Annotated in this window: 16 protein-coding genes and 2 pseudogenes; 8 read left to right on the top strand and 10 right to left on the bottom strand. The window is 73.1% G+C overall.

Translation table 11 applies throughout. The annotated features are described in order from the left end of the window. Positions 1-36: 36 nt before the first annotated feature. Complete coding sequence (locus QFZ71_RS26560; RefSeq protein WP_307670671.1) at positions 37-732, top strand: type 1 glutamine amidotransferase domain-containing protein; 696 nt, start codon at positions 37-39, stop codon at positions 730-732. Between the two features lie 77 nt (positions 733-809). On the opposite strand, the gene QFZ71_RS26555 is transcribed toward QFZ71_RS26560, so the two are convergent. Both QFZ71_RS26555 and QFZ71_RS26550 read right to left on the bottom strand, forming a co-directional pair. Then, on the bottom strand, positions 810-1,178 hold the full coding sequence (locus tag QFZ71_RS26555) for a Zn-ribbon domain-containing OB-fold protein (protein ID WP_307671594.1): 369 nt from the start codon (positions 1,176-1,178) through the stop codon (positions 810-812). A 127-nt stretch (positions 1,179-1,305) separates the two neighbouring features. Continuing rightward, complete coding sequence (locus QFZ71_RS26550) at positions 1,306-1,998, bottom strand: TetR family transcriptional regulator (protein WP_307671593.1); 693 nt, start codon at positions 1,996-1,998, stop codon at positions 1,306-1,308. A 168-nt stretch (positions 1,999-2,166) separates the two neighbouring features. On the opposite strand from QFZ71_RS26550, the gene QFZ71_RS26545 reads away from it, so the two are divergent. Both QFZ71_RS26545 and QFZ71_RS26540 read left to right on the top strand, forming a co-directional pair. After that, positions 2,167-2,952, top strand: coding sequence for an electron transfer flavoprotein subunit beta/FixA family protein (locus QFZ71_RS26545; RefSeq protein WP_307666391.1), 786 nt, complete (start codon positions 2,167-2,169; stop codon positions 2,950-2,952). 85 nt (positions 2,953-3,037) lie between these two features. After that, positions 3,038-4,000, top strand: coding sequence for an electron transfer flavoprotein subunit alpha/FixB family protein (locus QFZ71_RS26540; RefSeq protein ID WP_307666390.1), 963 nt, complete (start codon positions 3,038-3,040; stop codon positions 3,998-4,000). Between the two features lie 81 nt (positions 4,001-4,081). Here QFZ71_RS26540 and QFZ71_RS26535 read toward each other — a convergent pair whose 3' ends face one another. Together QFZ71_RS26535 and QFZ71_RS26530 are read right to left on the bottom strand one after the other, a co-directional pair. Further along, positions 4,082-5,473, bottom strand: a complete 1,392-nt coding sequence (locus QFZ71_RS26535; RefSeq protein ID WP_307670670.1) for a lysine N(6)-hydroxylase/L-ornithine N(5)-oxygenase family protein — start codon at positions 5,471-5,473, stop codon at positions 4,082-4,084. 70 nt (positions 5,474-5,543) lie between these two features. Beyond that, a complete protein-coding gene (locus QFZ71_RS26530) occupies positions 5,544-7,067 on the bottom strand; it encodes an aminotransferase class V-fold PLP-dependent enzyme (protein WP_307670669.1) in 1,524 nt (507 codons plus the stop codon). 643 nt (positions 7,068-7,710) lie between these two features. Between QFZ71_RS26530 and QFZ71_RS26525 the strand changes: the two genes are divergently transcribed. Continuing rightward, on the top strand, positions 7,711-7,908 hold the full coding sequence (locus QFZ71_RS26525; protein ID WP_307670668.1) for a hypothetical protein: 198 nt from the start codon (positions 7,711-7,713) through the stop codon (positions 7,906-7,908). Between the two features lie 10 nt (positions 7,909-7,918). Here QFZ71_RS26525 and cobF read toward each other — a convergent pair whose 3' ends face one another. Further along, positions 7,919-8,758, bottom strand: coding sequence for a precorrin-6A synthase (deacetylating) (cobF, locus tag QFZ71_RS26520; protein ID WP_307670667.1), 840 nt, complete (start codon positions 8,756-8,758; stop codon positions 7,919-7,921). A 441-nt stretch (positions 8,759-9,199) separates the two neighbouring features. Here cobF and QFZ71_RS26515 point away from each other — a divergent pair. Next, positions 9,200-10,266, top strand: a pseudogene (locus QFZ71_RS26515) (biotin/lipoate A/B protein ligase family protein). A gap of 51 nt (positions 10,267-10,317) precedes the next feature. Continuing rightward, positions 10,318-11,190: an oxygenase MpaB family protein gene (locus QFZ71_RS26510; protein ID WP_307670666.1), complete on the top strand. Its 873-nt coding sequence runs from the start codon at positions 10,318-10,320 to the stop codon at positions 11,188-11,190. A gap of 307 nt (positions 11,191-11,497) precedes the next feature. Here the strand turns inward: QFZ71_RS26510 and QFZ71_RS26505 are convergent. From QFZ71_RS26505 to QFZ71_RS26490, 4 genes and pseudogenes are all read right to left on the bottom strand, one after another. Beyond that, a pseudogene (locus QFZ71_RS26505) lies at positions 11,498-13,088 on the bottom strand (molybdopterin-dependent oxidoreductase). Positions 13,089-13,220: 132 nt separating this feature from the next. Beyond that, on the bottom strand, positions 13,221-15,443 hold the full coding sequence (locus QFZ71_RS26500) for an NADP-dependent isocitrate dehydrogenase (RefSeq protein WP_307670665.1): 2,223 nt from the start codon (positions 15,441-15,443) through the stop codon (positions 13,221-13,223). Positions 15,444-15,572: 129 nt separating this feature from the next. Next, positions 15,573-17,093: an amidase gene (locus tag QFZ71_RS26495; RefSeq protein WP_307670664.1), complete on the bottom strand. Its 1,521-nt coding sequence runs from the start codon at positions 17,091-17,093 to the stop codon at positions 15,573-15,575. 176 nt (positions 17,094-17,269) lie between these two features. After that, a complete protein-coding gene (locus QFZ71_RS26490; protein WP_307670663.1) occupies positions 17,270-17,656 on the bottom strand; it encodes a hypothetical protein in 387 nt (128 codons plus the stop codon). A 199-nt stretch (positions 17,657-17,855) separates the two neighbouring features. Between QFZ71_RS26490 and QFZ71_RS26485 the strand changes: the two genes are divergently transcribed. Then, on the top strand, positions 17,856-18,617 hold the full coding sequence (locus tag QFZ71_RS26485) for a hypothetical protein (RefSeq protein ID WP_307670662.1): 762 nt from the start codon (positions 17,856-17,858) through the stop codon (positions 18,615-18,617). 61 nt (positions 18,618-18,678) lie between these two features. Here QFZ71_RS26485 and QFZ71_RS26480 read toward each other — a convergent pair whose 3' ends face one another. Next, positions 18,679-19,680 carry a TIGR03842 family LLM class F420-dependent oxidoreductase gene (locus tag QFZ71_RS26480; protein WP_307670661.1) on the bottom strand — a complete coding sequence of 334 codons (1,002 nt, stop codon included), beginning with the start codon at positions 19,678-19,680 and terminating at the stop codon, positions 18,679-18,681. A gap of 485 nt (positions 19,681-20,165) precedes the next feature. On the opposite strand from QFZ71_RS26480, the gene QFZ71_RS26475 reads away from it, so the two are divergent. Continuing rightward, positions 20,166-22,772, top strand: coding sequence for an excinuclease ABC subunit UvrA (locus tag QFZ71_RS26475; protein ID WP_307670660.1), 2,607 nt, complete (start codon positions 20,166-20,168; stop codon positions 22,770-22,772). Positions 22,773-22,882 lie beyond the last annotated feature (110 nt).

Raw genomic sequence — 22,882 nt, 5'->3', positions numbered from 1 at the left:
CCCGGTCAGCCACCCCGACCAACGGAGATGTACGACATGGCAAAGATCCTTTTCGTGGTGTCCGGCGCGGACCACTGGACCCTGGCGGACGGCTCCGCCCACCCCACGGGCTTCTGGGCGGAGGAGGCCGTGACCCCGTACCGGGCGTTCACCGAGGCCGGTCACGAGGTGGTCGTGGCGACGCCTGGCGGGGTCGTCCCGACCGTGGACCGGGGCAGCCTGGCGCCCGACGCCAACGGCGGCCAGGAGGGCGCCGACGCCGTGGCGGCCGGCCTGGAGGCGTTCGAGGAGCTGCGGCGGCCGGTCGCGCTGGAGGAGGTGGACCTCGACGCGTACGACGCCGTCTTCTACCCCGGCGGTCACGGCCCGATGGAGGACCTCGCGGTGGACCCGGCCTCCGGACGGCTGCTCGCCGAGACCCTGGCGTCGGGCAAGCCGCTGGGCGTGGTCTGCCACGGTCCGGCGGCGCTGCTGGCCGCGACCGGCCCGGACGGCGTCAACGCGTTCGCCGGGTACCGGCTCACCGGCTTCACCAACGCCGAAGAGGCCGGCGCGGGCTTCGCGGACCGGGCGAAGTGGCTGCTCCAGGACCGGCTGGTGGCGTTGGGCGCGGACTTCCGGGAAGGCGAGCCGTGGGCCCCGTACATCGTCACCGACCGCAACCTGATCACCGGTCAGAACCCGGCGTCCTCGGCCCCGTTGGCCGATGAGATGCTCAGCCAGCTGAGCTGACCGGGCAGTTCGGCGGGCCCGGCCGGCGGGTGAACCGTTCACCCACCGGCCGGACGGCGGTCACGCCGCCGGGCCGGTCAGATCCAGTCCCGCCGGGCGGGCGGCTCGCAGAGTTCCAGCACCACGGCGCCCGTCTCCGGTTCGTCCCCGGAGACGGGCCGGACACGGGCGCCGACCGTCACCAGATGGGGAGCCGCGCCGACGACCCGGCAGCGGAAGACGAACCCCTCGGGAAAGCGCACGAGGGACTCGTTGCGCGCCTCGTCGGTGTAGCGGTGGACCACGGCGGTCCGGACGACCACGCCGTGACCGGTGGTGCGTTCAGGCTCCAGATCACTCGACGCGCACACCGGGCACAGCAACCGCCGGAAGGAGGCGGTGCCGCACCAGCGGCAGCGGTGGTAGGAGAGGCCGCTCTCCTCGTGCGCCTTCCGGACGGTGCCCATTCCTGTCTGGGACATGGCTCGACCCCCTGCGCTCGACTCGGGAACGCGCCGCACCCGCACGGACGGCGCGTCCGCACCATATGGCACCCAGTGCCGCACCGTAAAGGCACTGAGTGCCTATTGATGCTCAGCCCTCGCCGACGGCGGCCTCGATCTGCTGCACGACGCGCCACATCGGGGCGCCCTTCCGCGCGACCATCACGATCACCTCGCCCTCCCCCTCCCCTTCGCCGGAGACGGGAAAGGGGGTGGCCGACGCGGGGGCCGCAGCGCTCCCCCAGACCTCGCGCACGAGCGAGAGCGCGTGGTCCACCGCCGCCTCCGGGTCACCCTCCCCGCCCGACCGCAGCCACAGACGCAACCCGTTGTTGTGCGCGGCGACCACCGACGCCGCGATCACCTCGGCCCGCAGCGCCCCGTCACCGCCCTCGCCGAACCGGCTTCGCAGATGCCCGGCGAGGGTCTGCTCGTACCGGCGCACCACCGACAGTTCGTACGTCCGCAGACCCGGCACCTCGCGGGTGAGCCGGTAGCGCTGCACGGAGAACTCGGGGTTGTCCGCGTACATCCGCAGCACGATGCGGGCGGCGTCGCACACCGCCCCGACCGGGTCGTCGTCCCCCACGGCGGCCAGGAACTCGGTCATCTCGGCGAGGCAGCGCTCATGGTCCGGGAAGACCGCGTCCTCCTTGGACGGGAAGTACCGGAAGAACGAACGACGGCCCACCCCGGCCCGCGCCACGATGTCGTCCACGGTCGTCCGCTCGAAGCCCCGCTCCAGGAAGAGCTGGAAGGCCGCCTGCGCCAGCACCTCCCGCATGGGTGTCTTCTTCTCGGGTCCTCGTGCCTCGCTCATGCGGCGAAACGTAGCACCGGAAGCCCCCATTTGGCACTGGGTACCTTTACAGAGGGTACTGAGTGCCATAATCTCTCCACCAGTACGAATGACACCAGGTGGGACCACACCCAGGTAGGCAGGAGAGCCGGCGTGAGCTTGAGGATCGTTGTCTGTGTGAAGTACGTGCCCGACGCGACCGGTGACCGGCGTTTCGCCGATGACCTGACGCTGGACCGTGATGATGTCGACGGTCTGCTCTCGGAGCTGGACGAGTACGCGGTCGAGCAGGCGTTGCAGATCGCGGACGGGGCGGACGATGCGGAGATCACCGTGGTGACGGTGGGTCCGGAGGATGCCAAGGACGCGTTGCGCAAGGCGTTGTCGATGGGTGCGGACAGGGCGGTTCATGTCGAGGACGACGGTCTGCACGGTACGGACGTGATGGGGACGTCGCTGGTGCTGGCGAAGGCGGTCGAGAGGACCGGTTACGACCTGGTGATCTGCGGGATGGCCTCGACGGACGGGGTGATGGGGGTGCTTCCGGCGCTGCTGGCGGAGCGGCTGGGGGTGCCGCAGGTGACGCTGCTGTCGGAGGTGTCGGTGGACGGTGGTGTGGTGGTCGGGCGGCGTGACGGTGACACGGCGTCCGAGCGGCTGGAGGCGTCGCTGCCGGCGGTGGTGTCGGTGACCGACCAGTCGGGTGAGGCCAGGTATCCGTCGTTCAAGGGGATCATGGCGGCGAAGAAGAAGCCGGTGGAGTCGCTGGATCTGGATGATCTGGGTCTGGAGGCGGACGAGGTGGGTCTGGCGGGTGCGTGGACGGCGGTCGAGTCGGCGACCGAGCGTCCGGCGCGGACGGCGGGCACGATCGTGAAGGACGAGGGTGAGGGCGGCAGGGAGCTGGCCGGGTTCCTCGCGGGCCGGAAGTTCATCTAGCTCTCCGGTTTTCTCCTGGTGGGGGCGTGTGGGTCTCTGCCTGTTCTGTCCGTCTCGTCTGTCTCGTCTGTCTGGAGTGCGTGTCATGGCTGATGTTCTGGTTCTGGTCGATCATGTGGATGGTGCGGTCCGCAAGCCGACGCTGGAGTTGCTGGCGCTGGCGCGGCGGCTGGGTGATCCGGTCGCGGTGGCGTTGGGTGCGGGTGCGGGGGCGACCGCGGGGGTGCTGGGTGAGCACGGTGCGGTGAGGGTGCTGGTCTCGGAGGCTTCCGAGTTCGGTGATTATCTGGTGGTGCCGAAGGTGGACGCGCTGGTGGCGGCGTTCGGGGCGGTGTCGCCGGTGGCGGTGCTGGTGGTGTCCTCGGCGGAGGGCAAGGAGGTCGCGGCGCGTGTGGCGCTGCGGATCGGTTCGGGGATCATCACCGATGCCACCGATGTGGAGGCGGGGGACGGGGGGCCGGTGGCGACGCAGGCGGTGTTCGCGGCGTCGTACACGACGAGGTCGCGTGTGTCGCGGGGTGTTCCGGTGATCACGGTGAAGCCGAACTCGGCTGCGGTCGAGCCGTCCGCCGCGGCGGGTGCGGTGGAGGATCTGGCGGTGTCGTTCGGTGACGCGGCGTCGGGGACGAGGGTGACCTCGCGGACGCCGCGTGAGTCGACGGGGCGTCCGGAGCTGACGGAGGCGGCGATCGTGGTCTCGGGTGGGCGTGGGGTCAACGGTGCGGAGAACTTCCCGCTGATCGAGGCTCTCGCGGACTCGCTGGGGGCGGCGGTGGGCGCTTCGCGTGCCGCGGTGGACGCGGGCTGGTACCCGCACACCTCGCAGGTCGGGCAGACCGGCAAGTCCGTCTCGCCGCAGCTGTACATCGCCTCGGGGATCTCCGGCGCGATCCAGCACCGGGCGGGGATGCAGACCTCGAAGACGATCGTCGCGATCAACAAGGACCCCGAGGCCCCGATCTTCGAGCTCGTCGACTACGGCGTCGTCGGTGACCTCTTCACCGTCGTCCCCCAGCTCACCGAGGAGATCACCGCCCGCAAGGGCTGACCCACCCCGGCACGAACCCCGCTCCGGGCCGCACGGTGAACCCCACCGCGCGGCCCGGAGCCGTGTCCCCGTCGCTCCGCGCTACCGCCGCTCCTCGGCCGGACCTCGCGCGGAGGCCCGTTCCGCCCCGTACCGAGCACCGAGGCCGAACGTGGTGAACGCCGTACGCTCGGGCAGCGGGTAGAACTCCTTGCCCGTCAGCGTGTTGACGATGACGGCGGACCGCCAGGCGGCCAGGCCCAGATCGGGTGCGCCGACGCCGTGGGTGTGCCGCTCGGCGTTCTGCACGAAGATGGAACCGGTGATCTCCGGTGCGAGGACGAGCCGTTGGGCCGCGTCGACCTGTGGCCGGCCGGCCCCGTCACGGACGATGTACGGGTCGAGCGCGGCGAGCAGCGTGTCGACGGGGCGCTCCCGGTAGCCGGTGGCGAGGACGACCGCGTCCGTGACGAGCCGGCCGCGCGTCTCCTGCTCGCCGTGCTCGACGCTCAGTTCCACGCGCCCCTCCCCCGTTCCGGCCGCGCCGGTGACCTCGATGCCGGGGGTGAGCGTCACGTCGGGCCAGACGCCGCCGAGACTGCGCCGGTAGAGCTCGTCGTGGATGTCCCCGAGGGTGTCCCCGCTGACGCCCTTGTACAGCTGCCACTGCCGGGGCAGCAACCGGTCCCGCGTGGCCTGCGGAAGTCCGTGGAAATACCGGGTGTAGTCGGGGGTGAACTGTTCCAGGCCGATCTTGCTGTACTCCATGGGCGCGAAGGCCGGCGTACGGGCCAGCCAGGTCAGCCCCTCCGCCCCCTCGGGCCGGGACCGGAGCAGGTCCAGCAGGACTTCGGCGCCCGACTGTCCCGAGCCGACCACGGTGATGTGGCGGGCGGCCAGCAACCGGTCCCGCTGAGGGAGGTAGTCCGCGGAATGCAGCACGAGGGCTGCCGGGTCATCGACCAACTCCCGCAGGGCCTCGGGCACATGGGGAGACGTCCCGACGCCGAGCGCGAGGTTGCGGGTGTGGGTGAGCCCGGCCGTCAGCGTCTCACCCTCGGGCCCCAGCCGGGTGGACTCCACGGCGAACACACCCTGTTCCGCGTCCCAGGCCACGGTGTCGACCCGGTGGCCGAAGCGGGTGGAGGGGAGTTCGGTGCTGGCCCAGCGCAGATAGTCGTCGAACTCCGAGCGGTGGATGTGGAAGCGCTCGGCGAAGTAGAACGGGAAGAGCCTGCGGCGGATCTTGACGTAATTCAGGTAGGACCAGGGGCTGGTGGGCTCGACGAGGCTCACCAGGTCCGCCAGGAACGGCACTTGGAGTGTCGCGCCCTCGATGAGCAGCCCCGGATGCCAGCGGAAGGCGGGGCGCTGTTCATGAAAGGCGGTGCGCAGCCCCGGTACGCCGTCGGCCAGCGCGGCGAGCGAGAGATTGAAGGGTCCCACCCCCACCCCCAGCAGGTCGAGGGGTGGCGTACGCGGTCCGGGTGTCATCGGGCTCCTCCCTCAAAGGGCGCCGGGACGGACCGAGTTCGTCCCGCGTGGGTCGTACGCGTCGTCGACGTCATGGCGACAGCCTTTCCGCCGCGGGGACGTCGGTACCTTCGGCCGCCACCGCGTCGCCCACGGCGCGGTCCGCCACCGCCGTGACGAGGTCCAGGAGCGGCAGCAGGTCGGCGGTCGCGGCGGTCGGGTGCAGCAGGGTGGCCTTCAGCCACAGTCGGCTACGGCCGTCCCCGTCCTCCGCGCGGGCGCGGCCGAGGACGGCGCGTCCCTCGGTGAGGAGGGCGCGGCGGACGGCGGCGACCACGGCGTCTCCTGCCTCGTCGGACAGTGCGTCGGCCACGGCGGGGCGGAACAGGACGGTGCTGATCCCGATGTCGCCGGGGCGGCGGCGCAACGCGGGGCGTTCGTCGATCGCCCGGCCGAATTCGTGGGCCGTACGTACGCAGTGCTCCACCAGGGCGCCGAGTCCCCGGCGTCCGAGCGCCCGGAAGGTGACGGCCATCTTCAGGGCGTCGGGGCGTCGGGTGGTGCGGATCGAGCGGCCCAGCAGGTCCGGGAGTCCGGCCTCGGTGTCGTCGTCGGCGTTGAGGTAGTCGGCGCGCAGGGCCAGCGGTGCGAGCGTCGCGGCGTCCGCGACGGCCAGCACCCCGGCGGCGACCGGCTGCCAGCCGAGTTTGTGCAGGTCGAAGGTGACGGAGTCGGCGCGCTCCAGTCCCGCCAGCTGCGGGGCCAGCCGATCGCTGAACAGCAGCGGACCGCCGTACGCGGCATCCACGTGGAGCCGGGCCCCGCGCTGTCCGGCGATCCGGGCGATCTCCGGGAGCGGGTCGATGCGTCCCTCGTCGGTGGTCCCGGCGGTGGCGACGACCAGCAGCGGTGCTCCGGCGAGGCCGGACAGAGCGCGGTCGAGGGCGGCCGGGTCGATCCGGCCGTCGCGGCAGGCGACGATGGCCGGGGCGGGCAGGCCGAGCATCCAGGCGGCGCGGTGGACGCTGTGGTGGGCGTTGGCGCCGGTCACCACCCGGAGGGCGCCGGGGGCCGCACGTTCGCGGGCGAGGAGCAGGGCCACCAGGTTGGACTCGGTGCCGCCGCTGGTGATGAGCGCGTCCGGGGCGGGGGCGGCGGGGTGGACGAGCCGGGCCAGTGCGGCCGTGGTCAGCTCCTCGATCACCCCGGCGGCGGGTGCCTGGTCCCAGGAGTCCAGGGAGGGGTTGAGGGCCGCCCCGGCCAGGTCCGCCGCGACGGCCACGGCGAGCGGCGGGCAGTGCAGGTGGGCGACGCAGGCGGGATCGGCCGGGTCGGCGGCCCCCTCGGCGACCGCGCGGACCACGTCCGCGAGCGCGGCTTCGGGGCCGACACCCTCCTCGGGCAGGACCGGGGCGCAGAGGGCGCGGGTGCTCCGGGCCACGGCCTCGGGCCCTCCGGAGGGCAGCGGCCCGCCCCGCGCCGAGGCGGCGCCCTCCAGCGCGTCCAGGACGATGGCGGTGAGGGACCGCAGGCTCTCCGGCCCGTGCGCACCGCCCGCGACGAGACGTCCCCGTACGCTTTCCGCGCCGGGGACCGACGGCGTACCGGCGCTCACTCCCCACGCTCCGCGGAGGGCGCACCGGGGAGCGGGAGCGAAGCAGGCGGCATGGTGAAGACCTTCGGTCGTCGTGCGGGCGTACGGATGCGGGTTCGGCGCGCGGGGCGACCCCGGAGGCGGAACGATCCGCCGCCGGGGATTTGCTGGTTAGGCTAACCTAACTATTGCGGTGTCGGTGACGAGCGACCCGCCGAGTCATGGAGGCTACTTCGCTTACCCGGCAGCCGAGTTGGCGGGTCCCGCCTCCGCCGCCCGGCACGGCGCGGCGCCCCGCCCGGTGCGGTGACGACGTGGTCGGGCGAGGTCCCCACCGGGTTCCCTCCGGCGACGCCCGGTCCGGGCGACAGGACGGACCCGCCGCACCGGCCGCCCCGCCGAGACGTTCGCCGTTGTTCAGGTGTCCACCCCGCGGGCGGTGGGGAACGGACAAGGATTCTCCGCGTTCCCCGTCCAGGCGGATGTCCGTCAGCCGGATGCTGACCCCTGGTCAACTCGCCGCGATCGGCTGGACATGACAGTGACCCAGATGTAACCGAATGGCGTAGGGACTGCGGAACCGCAGAGCGTCACAAGCCGTTCTTCTTGCCACTACACGGCCGCCGACCCACGGCAGGCCGATTCGAGAAACGGAAAACGCCCTATGAAGAAGACAGTCGGGTGGGCCCAGGACGGCGACGACTGGACGATCACCGTGAACGGCACGCAGTACCGAGCGGTCGAGCGGCCGACGGACGGCAGAGTCCACGACTACCTGGTGCGCGGCGACGACCTGACGGCCGAGTGCCCGAGCCTCGGCCACGGTCTCGGCGTCATCAGGGAGCACGAGTCCCGCCGCTGACCGGGTCCGGTCAGCCGGGCGGACCGTCCGCCGGGCCGTCCGCGCCTTCCGCCGGGCGGCCCTCCCCGTCCGCTCCGGCGGGGCCCTGCCGCAGCAGATAGGTGTCCATGATCCAGCCGTGCCGTTCGCGGGCTTCCGCGCGCAGCCGGCTGATCCGGCCCGCCACCTCGTCGAGCGGCCCGGAGACGAGGATCTCGTCCGGGGTCCCGACGTAGGCGCCCCAGTGGATCCACCACCCCTCGCCCACCAGGTGGGTGAAGGTCTCGTGGCCGTCGAGCATCACGACGAGGTCGCAGTCGTCGGGGTACCCCCGGGCGAGCCGTCGGCCGGGGGTGATGTGGAGGGGGCGGCCGACCCGGTTCAGGGTCACGCGGTGCCGGGCGGCGAGGGCCGAGACGCTGCTGACGCCGGGGATCACCTCGTGGTCGAAGGCGACCGTTCCCCGCCCGCGGATGTCGTCCAGGATCGCGAGCGTGCTGTCGTACAGGGACGGGTCGCCCCACACCAGGAAGGCGCCGGTCCGCCCCGGCGCCAGCTCGTCGGCGATCAGGCCCTCGCAGATGTCGGCCCGGCGGCGCCGCCAGTCCTGCACCGCCGAGGCGTAACGGCCGCCGTCCCGCTGGGTGCGGTCCCGCCACGGGTCCTCGGCCTCGACGACGCGGTAGGGGCCGGGGAGGTGTTCGTCGAGGACGTCCCGCCGCAGCCGGGTCAGCGCGTCCTTCTCCGCGCCTTTGCCCAGGACGAAGAAGACGTCGGCCCGGCGGATGGCCTTCACCGCGGCGAGGGTCAGATGGTCGGGGTCGCCGGCCCCCATGCCGATGACGAGGATGTGGCGGGGCGCTTCGCTCATGCCGGCCGATCATGCCAGGGCGGGCAGCCCGCAGCGACGCCGCACGTGGTGTCCGGGGACGGAGGGGCGGGGCGGACGGTACGTGCCGCCGTCCGCCGGTCGGTCGCCGCAGCTCGCCCCGCACCCCCCGTCGTCGCCGGCCCACGGACCGCCGCCGGGCCCCGACGTGCGGGTGCTTCCATGAGGGCCGTGCGGGGCGAGGGCGGGGCGAGCTGCGGATAGCGGCGGTGGAGCAGGGAGGGGCCGTACAGGGCGATGACCCGTGCGAACGTTTCGGCGTCGTCGGTGTCGTCGGCGGCCGACGCGGGGTGCCGCTCCGCGGCCTTCCGGAAACGGCGGGCCGGGGATGATCCGTACACTGATGGGCGTTGTACCCGTGGGTGTCCGGCTCGTCCGGAGAGCCGGGACCTCGCAACGGACCCAGGAACTGGAGGCGGCGCGGTGCACGGTGAGTACAAGGTTCCCGGCGGCAAGCTGGTCGTGGTGGACCTGGACGTGGAGGGCGGGGCGCTGCGGAACGTCCGCGTCGCCGGGGACTTCTTCCTCGAACCCGACGAGGCGATCCTCGCCATCGACGCGGGGCTGGAGGGGGCGCACCGGCCACCACCGACACGGCCGGGCTCGCGGCCCGGATCGAGGCGGCACTGCCCGACTCGACGGTGATGCTCGGGCTGAGCGCGGAGGGCGTGGCCGTCGCCGTACGCCGGGCGCTCACGCAGGCCACGGAGTGGAGCGACCACGACTGGCAGCTGATCCACGACGCCCCGCAGTCGCCCGCGCTGCACATGGCGCTCGACGAGGTGATCACCGCCGAGGTCGCGGCGGGGCTGCGGCCGCCGACGCTGCGGGTCTGGGAGTGGGACTCCCCCGCCGTGATCATCGGCAGCTTCCAGTCGCTGCGCAACGAGGTGGACCCGGCGGGCGTCGAGCGGCACGGCGTGGATGTCGTACGCCGTATCTCCGGCGGCGGCGCGATGTTCGCGGAGCCCAGCTCCACCATCACCTACTCGCTGGCCGTCCCCCAGTCCCTGGTCTCCGGGCTGTCGTTCGCCGACAGTTACGCCTACCTGGACGACTGGGTCCTGGAAGCCCTCGCTGACATGGGCATCAAGGCGTGGTACCAGCCGCTCAACGACATCGCCACCGAGGTCGGCAAGATCGCCGGGGCGGCCCAGAAGCGGGTGGTGGGGCCGGACGGCGGGCCGGGGGCCGTCCTGCACCACGTGACGATGGCGTACGACATCGACGCCGACAAGATGCTGGAGGTCCTCCGCATCGGCAAGGAGAAGATGTCGGACAAGGGCACCCCGTCGGCGAAGAAGCGCGTCGATCCGCTGCGGCGGCAGACCGGACTGCCCCGCCGGACCGTGATCGAGCGCATGATCGACTCGTTCCGTCGGCGGCACGGGCTGACGGCCGGCAGCGTGACGCCGGCGGAGCTGGCACGCGCCGAGGAGCTGGTACGGACGAAGTTCACGACGCCGGAGTGGACGGCGCGGGTGCCATAGGAGCTGTCGGAGGCCGGGCCCGTGCGGCGGCCCCCCAGCATACTGGGACACATGGTCGAGGCGGCGGGCTCAGGACTGCGGGAACGGCTCGGGAGAATCCTGTTCGCGCGGGTGGCGGGGCCTTCCGGGCCGGAGAACCGGGCCCGTATCCACGACACCCCCGGCCCCCGGTGGTTCGGCCCGGACCGGCCGGTGCGCCGGGTCCACGGGGACGCGTCCATGTTCATCGGAGGGCTGCGGGCCCTGCTCCTCCAGTCGCTGCACCCCCTCGCCATGGCGGCCGTCGCGGGCCACTCGGGGTTCCGGAGCGATCCGTGGGGGCGGCTCCAGCGGACCAGCACGTTCCTGGCCGTCACCACCTCCGGCACGGCCGACCACGCGCGGGAGGCGGTGGACCGGGTACGGGCCGTGCACGAGGGGGTCCGCGGGTTCTCGTCCTCCGGTGAGCCGTACCACGCGGCCGACCCGCACCTGCTGTGCTGGGTGCACGTCGCGGAGGTGGACAGTTTCCTGCGCGCCCATCAGCGGTACGGGGCACGGCCGTTGGACGGTGCGGGGTGCGACGGCTACATCCACGACATGGCGACGGTCGCCCACGCGCTCGGCGTCCCCGACCCGCCGCACGATCGCGCGAAGCTGGCCGCCCGGATCGCCGCCTACCGGCCGGAGCTGCGCGCGGCCCGTGAGGCGCTGGACGCAGCCCGCTTCATCCTGTCGCGCCCGCCGCTGCCCTGGCCGGCCCGTCCCCCGTACGCGGTGCTCGCCGCCAACGCCGTGTCCACACTGCCGCCGTGGGCCAGGAAGCAGCTGCGGCTGCCTCGGGTTCCGGGGGTCGAGGAGATCTGCGTACGGCCCGCCGGGAAGGCCCTGACCGGAACGATCCGGTGGGCGATGACCCGGCCTCCGGCGCCCGCGGAGGGCTGACCGCCGCGCGGCAGGCGGAGGCGGCCGGGGCGTCGGGCGGCGACGGTGTGGCGCCCCGGCCGGGCGACCGGGCCCCGCACTCCGGCGGTCCCGCCGGGGACCTCGCCGCGTACCCGGAGGGACTCTTCGACCTGCTGCGCGGGCGCGGTCAGGTACCGCTCGGGCGGGGCCGCCGCCCGGCCGACGGCACGCCGTCCGATCTCGCCTCCGCCGCACGGGAGTTGAGCCGGGACCAGGTGGCGACCGTGCGTGCCGCCCGGACTGTGCGTGCGGTGCGGGGCGTACCCGGCGTCCGGCGCGTCCCGGATCAGTCGACGGTGACGACCACGGAGTGCCATCCGCTCGCCCCGTCCGGGACGGTCCCGGTGCGCTTCTCGGTCTGTGTCTCGCCCGTCCCGTCCGTGGCGCGGACGGTGAGCGTGTGGCTGCCGGGGGCCGCCTTCCACGGGTAGGACCACTGACGCCAGGTGTCGACGGTGGCCCGGTCGGCCAGTTGCGCCGGCCGCCAGGGGCCGTCGTCCACCCGGATCTCGACCTTCTCGATGCCCCGGTACTGGGCCCAGGCCACTCCGGCGACCATGACCGTACCGGCCTCCGGGCGGGCGAAGGGCTTGGGGGTGTCGATGCGGGACTGGGTCTTGACGGGGGCCTCCCGCGCCCCACGACCGCTTCACCCAGTACGCGTCGTAGGCGGCGAAGGTGGTCAGCTCGATGTCCTCGATCCACTTGCAGGCCGAGACGTACCCGTACAGACCGGGCACGAGCATGCGGACGGGGAACCCGTGGACGAAGGGCAGCGGTTCGCCGTTCATGCCGAGGGCCAGCAGCGCGTCCCGCCCGTCCATGACGTCCTCGACAGGGGTGCCGAGCGTCATGCCGTCCACCGAGCGGGCGATGATCTGGTCCGCCCGGCCGCCCCGGGACGGCGGCTTCACACCTGCCTCCTTGAGGAGGCCCGCGAGGCGGACGCCGATCCACCGGGCGTGGCCGATGTAAGGGCCGCCGACCTCGTTGGAGACGCAGCACAGGGTGATCTCGCGTTCGATCAGAGGGCGGGACAACAGGTCCTGGTAGGTGAACTCCAGGTCCCGGCGCACGCCCTTGCCGTGGATGCGCAGCCGCCAGGTGGTCGCGTCGACCTTGGGGACCACGAGCGCGGTGTCCACCCGGTAGAACGTCTTGCCGGGGGTGGTGAACGGGGCGAGACCTGGCACCCTCGGCCGCGCGCCCGCCGGGATCGGCTCGGCGGGCGAGGCCGGGGCGGGCAGCCGTACGGCGTCGCGGGAGGCGACGGCGTCCCGGGCGCTGCGCCCGTTGAGCGTCCGGCCGACGGCCCCCGCCGCCGTGGAGGCGGCGGCCGCGGCGGTGGCGGCGACCAGGAACCCGCGCCGGTCCCAGCCGCTCTCCTCGTCCGGCGACCCGGTGGGGCCCCTGCGCGGGGTCGTGAGCCTGCCGGCGAGGACGTACAGCAGGACGGCCCCGGCGACCGCGCCCACCAGCGACGGCAACCCGTCCACGAGGCCCGTGGAGTCCGGGCGGCTGACGGCGGCGGCCGTGCCGACCACGCCGAAGACCAGGACGGCGAGGGAGCCGGTGCGCCGGTGGCGCAGGGCCAGCAGGCCGATGGCGACGGCGAGGAGGGCGAGCGTGGCGACGATGCCGAGTTGGAGGACGGCCTTGTCGTTCTCTCCGAAGGTGCGGATCGCCCAGTCCTTCACCTGGACGGGCGTCCGGTCGATGGCCGCCCCGCCGACCGCTGTCAGGGGGCCCGCCTCGGGCCTGACGGCCGCCGAGACGAGTTCGGCGACGGCCAGGGCGGCGAACCCCGCGAGGAGTCCGCTCAGGGCGGCGAGAGCGTTGCGGGTCAGGGCTGTCCGTTCGATCCTCACGGTCCTCATTCGGAACCGTGGGGCCCGCGGATTGCCCTGCTCACCCGTACGGGCCCCGGACGCACCCCGCCCCGGCGGGCGCGGGGCCGGCCGGGGCGGGGCAGGTGGGGCGAGAGGCGGACGTGTCCGCCTCACCTCACGTCAGGCGAGGGACGCGATCGCCCGGTTGAACGTGGCGGACGGGCGCATGATCTCGGCGGCCTTGGCCGGGTCGGGCTGGTAGTAGCCGCCGATCTCGGCCGGGGAGCCCTGCACCGCGATCAGCTCGGCGACGATGGTCTCCTCCTGCTCGGCCAGCGTCTTGGCGAGCGGCGCGAACGCCTCGGCGAGCTTGGCGTCGTCGGTCTGCCGCGCCAGCTCCTGCGCCCAGTAGAGGGCCAGGTAGAAGTGGCTGCCGCGGTTGTCGATGCCGCCGAGGCGGCGGCTCGGGGACTTGTCCTCGTTGAGGAAGGTGCCCGTCGCCCGGTCCAGGGTGTCCGCGAGGACCTGGGCCCGCGCGTTGTCCGTGGTGGTGGCCAGGTGCTCGAAGCTGACCGCGAGGGCCAGGAACTCGCCCAGGCTGTCCCAGCGGAGGTAGTTCTCCTTGACGAGCTGCTGGACGTGCTTGGGGGCCGAGCCGCCCGCGCCGGTCTCGAAGAGGCCGCCGCCGTTCATCAGCGGGACGACGGAGAGCATCTTCGCGCTGGTGCCGAGCTCCAGGATCGGGAAGAGGTCCGTGAGGTAGTCGCGCAGCACGTTGCCGGTGACGGAGATGGTGTCCTCGCCGCGGCGGATGCGCTCCAGGGAGAAGGCGGTGGCCTCGACCGGGGACTTGACGGTGATGTCCAGGCCGTCGGTGTCGTGGTCGGCGAGGTACGTCTTCACCTTGGCGATCAGGTTGGCGTCGTGCGCGCGGGTCTCGTCCAGCCAGAAGACGGCCGGGTTGCCGGTGGCGCGGGCACGGGTGACGGCGAGCTTGACCCAGTCCTGGATCGGCGCGTCCTTGGTCTGGCACATCCGGAAGATGTCGCCGGCGCCGACGGCCTGCTCCAGCACGACCGCGCCGCTCGCGTCGACGACGCGCACGGTGCCGGTGGCGGGGATCTCGAAGGTCTTGTCGTGGCTGCCGTACTCCTCGGCCTTCTGCGCCATCAGACCGACGTTGGGCACCGAGCCCATGGTGGCCGGGTCGAAGGCGCCGTTGGCGCGGCAGTCGTCGATGACGACCTGGTAGACACCGGCGTAGCTGCTGTCCGGGAGGACGGCGATGGTGTCGGCCTCGTTGCCGTCCGGGCCCCACATGTGACCCGAGGTGCGGATCATGGCGGGCATGGAGGCGTCGACGATGACGTCGCTGGGGACGTGCAGGTTGGTGATGCCCTTGTCGGAGTCGACCATGGCGAGGGCCGGGCCCTCGGCCAGCTCGGCCTCGAAGGACGCCTGGATCTCGGCGCCGACGTCCGGCAGCGAGTCGAGGCCCTTGAGGATGCCGCCCAGGCCGTCGTTGGGGGTGAGGCCGGCGGCGGCGAGCTGGTCGCCGTACTTGGCGAAGGTGTTCGGGAAGAAGGCGCGGACCGCGTGGCCGAAGATGATCGGGTCGGAGACCTTCATCATGGTGGCCTTGAGGTGCACGGAGAACAGCACACCCTCGGCCTTGGCGCGGGCGACCTGCGCGGTGAAGAACTCGCGCAGCGCGGCGACGCGCATGACGGCCGCGTCGACGACCTCGCCCTTGAGGACGGGTACGGAGTCGCGGAGCACGGTGGTGGTGCCGTCGTCGCCGTGCAGCTCGATGCGGAGGGTGCCGTCCTCGGCGATGACCGCGGACTTCTCGGTGGAGCGGAAGTCGTCGACGCCCATGGTGGCGACGTTCGTCTTCGAGTCGGCCGTCCAGGCGCCCATGCGGTGCGGGTGGGCCTTGGCGTAGTTCTTGACGGAGGCGGGGGCGCGGCGGTCGGAGTTGCCCTCGCGCAGCACCGGGTTCACGGCGCTGCCCTTGACCTTGTCGTACCGGGCGCGGACGTCCTTGTCCTCGTCGGTCCGCGGGTCGTCCGGGTAGTCCGGAAGCGCGTAGCCCTGTCCCTGGAGCTCGGCGATGGCGGCCTTGAGCTGCGGGATCGACGCCGAGATGTTCGGCAGCTTGATGATGTTCGCGCCGGGCGTCCTGGCCAGCTCGCCCAGCTCGGCGAGTGCGTCATCGATACGCTGCTCGGCCTTGAGGTGCTCCGGGAAGCTGGCGATGATCCGGCCCGCGAGGGAGATGTCACGGCGCTCGACCGTGACGCCTGCGGTCGAGGCGTAGGCCTCGACGACGGGCAGGAACGAGTAGGTCGCCAGGGCAGGGGCCTCGTCGGTGTGCGTATAGATGATGGTCGAGTCAGTCACCGGGTGCTCCGCTCCACGTCTGCAACATTGCTTGACATCAAGATATCTCTTCGGCGTGCCGGGCTCCACAAGACCCCCGCACGGCTTCACGCTCCGCACGGGGGCCTGTGACGGCACGACCACACAGGGTTACGTGATCGGCGGCCGGTGCTCGTACCAGCGCAGGTCGTCCTCCAGCTGGGCGGCGAGCGCGATCAGGCGTTCCTCGGCGCGGGAGGGCCCCAGCAGCTGGGCGCCGACGGGGAGGCCGGAGCGGGTGAAACCGGCCGGGACGTTCACGCCGGGCCAGCCGAGGACGTTCCACGGCCAGGCGTACGGACAGGCGGCGGTCATCGCGAGGTCGGTGCGCCAGGCGCCGAGGTCGTCGAACCTGCCGATCCGCGGCGGTGGGGCCGCCGTGGTGGGGGTGAGGAGCACGTCGAACCCGGAGGCGTCGAAGAGGGCCCCGATCCGGCGGTGCTGGCGCACCTCGCGGGCGCGGGCGGCCCGCACCGCCCGACCACCGAGCCGGGTGCCGGTCCGCAGGGCGCTGCGGGTGCGCGGGTCGAGCAGCGCCGGTTCGGGGTGGCGTGCGGCGAACTCGGCGATGCCCGCGGTGGCGCGCGGCACGAAGGAGAGACCGATCAGCCCGTATCGGGGGCGGGCCTCCTCGACGTGGTGGCCGAGCCGGGCCAGGGTCTCGGCGAGCGCGGTGACCGCCCGGCGCACCTCGGGGTCGGGGCCCGCGCCGGTGAGGGTGAGCGGGGGCCGCCAGGCGAGGGCGATGCGCAGCCGGCCGGGCTCGCGGCGGGCGGCCTCGGCGGCACGGACGGCGGGAGGCCGGTGGAAGTCCTCGGGGTGCGCCCCGGCGGCGGCGTCCAGCAGCAGCGCGGCGTCCGCGACCGTACGGGCGAGGGGCCCGTTCACCGTCAGGCCCTGGAAGGCGTCGCTGTGCGGGTGGACCGAGATCCGCCCGCGCTGCGGCTTGATGCCGACGAGATGGGTCCAGGCGGCGGGGATGCGGACGGAACCGGCGCCGTCCGAGCCGAGGGCGGCGGGGACGAGCCCGGCGGCGACGGCTGCGGCCGATCCGCCCGAGGAGCCGCCCGGTGTGTGCGCGGTGTTCCACGGGTTGCGGGTGGCTCCGAAGCCGGGCCCTTCGGTGAAGGGCCACTGCCCGAGTTCGCAGGAGTTGGTCTTGCCGACGACGACGGCTCCGGCGGCGCGCAGCCGGCGGACGGCCTCGCTGTCGGCGGTGACCGGGGGCCGTTCCCCGTCGCAGCCGAAGTGGGTGGGCAGGCCCGCCACATCGGTGTCGTCCTTGACGGCGACCGGTACGCCGAGGAGCGGCAGCCGCTCCCCTGCCGCGAGCCTGCGATCGGCCTCGGCCGCCTCGGCCAGGGCGGCTTCGGCGCGCAGGTGGCGGAAGGCGTTGAGGGTGGGCTGGGTGGCCTCGATACGGGCGAGGGCGTCGGCCACCAGGGCGGTGGAGGTGGTGGACCCCCCGGCGAGCCGGCGGGCGCTCTCCGCGAGTCCGGGCAGCGGCGGCGGGACGGGGGCGGCGCGGCACGGAACGCGGCCGGGGTCCCGTACCGGCGTGCCCGGTGGACCGGGCTTCCCGGCCGGCCCGGTCGCGGTGGGGTCCGCTTCGGTGGGCTCCGCTGAGGACATGGGCGTGCCGCCTCCCTCGGGTCGCGGGGCCGGCCGGTCGTCCCGGCTGCACCCCCACGTACTTACTGGAGGGTAACGAGAGGAGGCGGCACGCTCAACCGCTGGGCACCCACCGGCCGTTGCGCATACGGCCGGTGGGTACGGCACGGCTCTACGAGGTACTCACGGCTCCGGCGTCACGGGCGGACATGGATCTCGCCGATCCCGGTGCCGAGGCTTCCGCAGTGGGCGGTGGACTGGCCGGACTCGCCGGGCCGGAGCGTGACGCGGTCGCCGTCGACGTCCGGCGACCAACCGCAGACGAGATGGACCCAGAAGACCTGCGTCCGGCTGCCGTTGTTGCGGCAGAGGGCGAAGCCCGTGTAGTCGTCGATGGCGTGCTTGCCGGTCTCGCAGGAGAGGCCGGGCGGAATCGCGGCCGGGGCGGCGGTCGCGGTCGCGGCGGTGACCGGGACCGCCAGCGCGACCGCCGTCGCCGCGGCGGCGAGCGCCCGCAGGGCGGACCGGGAGCGGTCCCCCGCAGCCGTGCGGCCCTCGCTCCTCGTCCCCGTGAACAGGTTCATGACGGTTCTCCCTCATGGTGCGTATGCCGGTGGCCCCGGGGCGGGACCACGGCAGCTCTGCCCGCGCAGCGTGGCCGAAATCAGCGCCGAGCTTCACTCTCCGTACGCGCACCGGGCGGTGTCCCCGCTCCCGGCGTACGCTCGAACATGCCGGTCACGGAATCTGAGCCCCTGACCGGGGCCTTTCCGAGGAGGCGACGTGAGCGGACACCGGTGGGCCACGCGGGCGGCCGCGGGCGTGGCGGCCGTCACTCTCACCGTGACGAGTGGCACGCTCGCGCGGGCTGACGACGACATCGACGCGCTGAGCGCGCGGGAGATCGTCGAACGCTCACGCGATGCCCTGCTCGACGTGAAGTCCTTGCGGTTGAGCGCGCGGGGCAGTGTCGACGGGAGCGGCCGGTCCATGAGCGTGGACCTGGCACTGGACCGTGCGGGGAACTGCGCGGGCGAAATCGACCAGGGCGACGACGGCTCGGTGGAGATCGTGAAGCGCGGTGACGACGTCTGGCTGAAGCCGGACGCCGCGTTCTGGAAGGAACACGTGCCGGTCGGCGGGTCCACGTTCCACGCGATCCTCGACGGCCGCTCCATGAAGGCGTCGGCCGACGACCCCCGGCTGATGGGAGTCACCGATGCCTGCGATCTCGACACCTTCCGCGGACTGATCGCGGACAACGCCGGCGCCACGGAGCGGGGCACGCTGACGAAGGGGAGGAAGACCGACGTGAACGGCGTTCCCACCGTCCCTGTCACGCGGGTGGAGGGCGGCGAGCGGGTGACCGTCCACGTGGCCGCCGAGGGCACGCCGTACCCGGTGCGGATCACCGTGCGGAACGCCGACGAGCGCGGGACGGTGACCCTCTCCGGTTTCGACCGGCCGGTTCCGACAGCCACTCCGTCTCCGGACGAGACGGTGGACGTCACCGCCCTGCTGGGGCGCGGCGGCCCGCCCGTGTGATCGGCGGCCGCGGGGTGAAGGGGTGACCCGGACGGCGGGAACCGAGGCGGCCCCGGACGGATCAGTCGCTCAGGGCCGGGATGACCCCGGCCCCGTAGGCGTCGATGGTCGCCTCCCGCGCGTCGTGCATGTTGTACAGCGCGAACTGGTCGACGCCCATCTCCCGCAGCGCCCGTAGCTTCTCGATGTGCGCCTCGACGGGACCGAGCAGGCAGAACCGGTCGACGATCTCGTCCGGGACGAACGCCGTGTCCGGATTGCCGGTGCGCCCGTGGTGGCTGTAGTCGTAGCCGGAGCGTCCGGCGATGTACGCCGTCAGCGCCTCGGGCACCAGGCCGGAGTGCTCGCCGTAGCGGGCGACCAGGTCGGCCACGTGGTTGCCGACCATCCCGCCGAACCAGCGGCACTGCTCCCGCGCGTGGTCGAGGTCGTCCCCGACGTAGGCGGGGGCGGCGACGCAGATGGTGACGGAGTCCGGGTCCCGGCCGGCGTCCGCCGCCGCGTCCCGTACCGCCTTGATCATCCACTCGGCCAGGAACGGGTCCGCGAGCTGGAGGATGAAGCCATCGGCCTTCTGCCCTGCCAGCGCCAGGGCTTTGGGGCCGTACGCCGCCATCCACACCGGCAGCCGCCCGTCCTTCACCCAGGGAATCCGTACCGGCTGCCCGCCGACCAGGGCCTCCCGGCCCTCCGCGAGGTCCCGGATGACGTCGATGGCCTCCCCGAGGCGGGCCAGCGTGTTGGGCGGGCGGCCCGCGACGCGCATCGCGGAGTCGCCGCGCCCGATGCCGCAGACGGTGCGGTTGCCGTACATGTCGTTCAGGGTGGCGAAGGTGGAGGCGGTGACCTCCCAGGTGCGGGTGCCCGGATTGGTGACCATCGGGCCCACGGTCATCTTCTCCGTGTGTTCCAGGATGCGGCTGTAGATGACGAACGGCTCCTGCCAGAGCACCGCCGAGTCGAAGGTCCAGCCGTAGCGGAACCCGTTGCGTTCCGCACGGCGCATCAGGCCGACCACGGCCGAGGCGGGCGGGTCGGTCTGGAGGACGAGTCCGAAGTCCATGACGGGGTCTCCTCTGTCCTGGGGCTCACGCGCGTCGGCACCGCCTCGCGGACACCGGTCCCCGCGTGGCGCGCTCCCGGAAATCCTTCCACAGCGGGGCGCGTCGGCCCGCGTCCCGCCGCACCCCGATCGCGCGTCGTGCGAGGGGGCACCATCCTGGAGCACTTCCCGGGCGGGGGGAAGACCACCGGGCGGCCCGGACACGCCCCGGCTCACCCCCGGAGTGCCCGCACCACCCGAACCGGCCAGGAGTACGTCGATCCGGGCGCGCACGTATGGCGGTCGAAGGCGCTACGGCGACGCCCGCTCAGCGGTACCGGGCCGCGCGGCTTCCCGGGATGCCCCGGCGCCCGGGTACCGCCGCGCTCCCGGCGGGCACTCCACCCCGTATCTCCGTGCCCACTCCGTACAGGCCGAGGCCGGCGGACCGCGCGAGCCCACGGGCCCGAAAGGCCGAATCCCCCGATGCCGCCTACGCTCGGATCATGCGTGCCACTGACGTGAGGATCGTCGCACGCGGCGACTCGCAGCCCCGAGATGACGCGATGGTGTGCGTCCGGGACGCCGCCGAGCACAATCTGCGCGGCGTCGACGTCGACATCCCCCGCGACCGGCTCGTCGCCTTCACCGGTGTTTCCGGTTCGGGGAAGTCCTCCTTGGCCTTCGGGACGATCTTCTCCGCCTCGCAGCAACGCTATCTGGAGTCGATCTCCCCCTACGCCCGCCGCCTCATCGACCAGGGCTCCGCACCCCGTGTCGGGGAGATCTCCGGGCTGCCCCCGGCGGTGGCGCTGCGCCAGACGTACGGCGGCGCCAGCTCCCGCTCCACCGTCGGCACGGTCTCCCGCGTCTCCAACGTGCTGCGGATGCTGTACTCCCGCGCCGGTACGTACCCCGCCGGCCGGGGCCCGGAGGAACTGGCCGGCACCTTCCCCCGCGACGCCGCCCCGCTGGACTCCGACGCGTTCTCCCCGAACACCGCCGTCGGCGCCTGCCGGACCTGCCACGGCCTGGGCCGACTGCACGTGGTGGACGAGTCGACGCTGGTGGCCGACGAGGACCGGTCCATCCGCGACGGCGCCATCGCCGCCTGGCCGAACGGCTGGGCCAGGGGCAACTACCGCGACATCCTCGCCACCCTCGGCATCGATGTCGACATGCCGTTCCGCAAGCTCCCCCGGGCGACACGGGACTGGCTGCTGCTGACGGACGAGCACCCGACGGTGGAGGTGCGCCCGGACCGGGGTGAGGGCTACGACGGCTCGTACATGGGCACGTACACCAGTCCTCGCGCCTGGGTTCTCCACGCGTTCGGCACCACCAAGTCGGCGGCGATGCGCGCGAAGGCGGCGGCGTTCCTCAGCGACGAGCTCTGCCCGACCTGCCAGGGCCGCCGGCTCAACCCCGAGGCCCTCGCCGTGACGATCGCGGGGGCGAACATCGCGGAGGCCAACGCGCTCCCCCTGTCCCGCCTGGCGCAGTTCCTGGAGTCGGCCCGCACCGACCCCCGCACCCACGCCCTGCCCACCGCCCGCCGCCAGGCCGCCGAAGCCCTGATCGGCGGCCTGCTCTCCCACCTGGGCAACCTGATCGACCTGGGCCTGGGATACCTCTCGGTGGGCCGCACCACCGCCACCCTCTCGGGCGGTGAGCTGCAGCGCCTGCACCTGGCGACGCAGATGCGCAGCGGCCTCTTCGGCGTCCTGTACGTCCTGGACGAGCCGTCCGCGGGACTGCACCCGGCGGACACCGTCACGCTGCTGACGGCGCTGGAGCGGCTGCGCGCGGCCGGCAACAGCGTGTACGTGGTCGAGCACAATCCGCAGGTGATCGAGGCGGCGGACTGGATCGTGGACCTGGGGCCGGGAGCGGGCCGCTACGGGGGCGAGGTCCTCTACAACGGGCCCGCCCGGGACATCACCACGGCCGAGGACTCGGTGACGGCCCGCTATCTGGTCGCCCACGCCCCGAAGGCCCCCGGCCCTGCGGTGACCCGCACCGCGCGGGGTTGGCTGGAGCTGCGCGGGGTGACGGGCCACAACCTGCGGGGGGTCGACGCGCGCTTCCCGTCGGGTGTGCTGACGGCGGTGACCGGGGTGTCGGGCTCGGGGAAATCGACCCTGGTGGAGCGGGCCCTGGCGGACACCTTGCGCACCCACCTGCGGGTGGCCCCCGCGGCCGACGAGGAGGGGGACGTCAGCGACCTCGGCCGCGGGGCGGCGGGCCCGACAGAACCGGACGACGACGGCGCCTGGGCACCCGACGAGGACCTTGTCACGGTGGCCGAGGCAAGCGGCCTGGACCAGATCGACCGCCTGGTCTCCGTCGACCAGAAGCCGATCGGCCGCACACCCCGCTCGAATCTCGCGACCTACACCGGCCTCTTCGACAGCGTCCGCAAGCTGTACGCCGCCCAGCCGGAAGCGAAGAAGCGCCGCTTCACGGCGAGCCGCTTCTCCTTCAATCTGGCCGCGGGCCGTTGCCCGGCCTGCCTGGGCGACGGCGTGGTGAGCATCGAAATGCTGTTCCTGCCCACGGAGACCGCACCCTGTCCCGTCTGCGAAGGGGGCCGGTACAACCCCGACACCCTCACGGTGACGGTGAAGGGCAGGACGATCGCGGACGTCCTGTCCCTGACGGTCGAGGAGGCGGAGGCGTTCTTCGCCGACCTGCCCCCCGCGGCCCGGATCCTCACCCTCCTCAAGGACATCGGCTTGGGCTACCTGACCCTGGGCCAGTCCGCGACGACGCTCTCGGGCGGTGAGGCCCAACGCATCAAGTTGGTCAGCGAGTTGCACCGCGCCCCCAAGGGCCACACCCTCTACCTCCTGGACGAGCCCACCTCGGGCCTGCATCCCGCGGACGTGGACCGCCTGGTCGCCCAACTCCAGAGGCTGGTGGACGCGGGCAACACGGTCGTCGTCGTGGAGCACGACCTGCGCACGATCGCCGCGGCCGACCACCTCATCGACCTGGGCCCCGGAGCAGGCCACGAGGGCGGTCGCATCATCGCCACGGGCACCCCGGAGGAGGTGGCCGGCACCAGTACCCCCACAGCCCGCCACCTGTCCCCCTGTCTGACCCGTCCCTGACGCGGTCGCCGTCGAGGAAGATCCTGATTCCTCCCGGCCCGGACGCCCGGCGGCGGGAGCCGGTTCTCCCGCGCACGACGCGCATGACGCGCGAGGCCCTGACGGCGACC

The organism is Streptomyces sp. V2I9 (assembly GCF_030817475.1).
Taxonomy (GTDB): domain Bacteria; phylum Actinomycetota; class Actinomycetes; order Streptomycetales; family Streptomycetaceae; genus Streptomyces.
The sequence above is the reverse complement of the archived record's forward strand: the minus strand, read 5'-3'. Positions and strand labels throughout refer to the sequence as shown.

Bases quoted from the DNA above. Each gene is read 5' to 3' on its own strand.
- QFZ71_RS26490 (WP_307670663.1), bottom strand. From the start codon at position 17,656: ATGAACCTGTTCACGGGGACGAGGAGCGAGGGCCGCACGGCTGCGGGG.
- QFZ71_RS26510 (WP_307670666.1), top strand. From the start codon at position 10,318: ATGGTCGAGGCGGCGGGCTCAGGACTGCGGGAACGGCTCGGGAGAATC.
- QFZ71_RS26560 (WP_307670671.1), top strand. From the start codon at position 37: ATGGCAAAGATCCTTTTCGTGGTGTCCGGCGCGGACCACTGGACCCTG.
- QFZ71_RS26525 (WP_307670668.1), top strand. From the start codon at position 7,711: ATGAAGAAGACAGTCGGGTGGGCCCAGGACGGCGACGACTGGACGATC.
- QFZ71_RS26480 (WP_307670661.1), bottom strand. From the start codon at position 19,680: ATGGACTTCGGACTCGTCCTCCAGACCGACCCGCCCGCCTCGGCCGTG.
- QFZ71_RS26535 (WP_307670670.1), bottom strand. From the start codon at position 5,473: ATGACACCCGGACCGCGTACGCCACCCCTCGACCTGCTGGGGGTGGGG.
- QFZ71_RS26475 (WP_307670660.1), top strand. From the start codon at position 20,166: ATGCGTGCCACTGACGTGAGGATCGTCGCACGCGGCGACTCGCAGCCC.
- QFZ71_RS26540 (WP_307666390.1), top strand. From the start codon at position 3,038: ATGGCTGATGTTCTGGTTCTGGTCGATCATGTGGATGGTGCGGTCCGC.
- QFZ71_RS26555 (WP_307671594.1), bottom strand. From the start codon at position 1,178: ATGGGCACCGTCCGGAAGGCGCACGAGGAGAGCGGCCTCTCCTACCAC.
- QFZ71_RS26495 (WP_307670664.1), bottom strand. From the start codon at position 17,093: ATGTCCTCAGCGGAGCCCACCGAAGCGGACCCCACCGCGACCGGGCCG.
- cobF (WP_307670667.1), bottom strand. From the start codon at position 8,758: ATGAGCGAAGCGCCCCGCCACATCCTCGTCATCGGCATGGGGGCCGGC.
- QFZ71_RS26550 (WP_307671593.1), bottom strand. From the start codon at position 1,998: ATGCGGGAGGTGCTGGCGCAGGCGGCCTTCCAGCTCTTCCTGGAGCGG.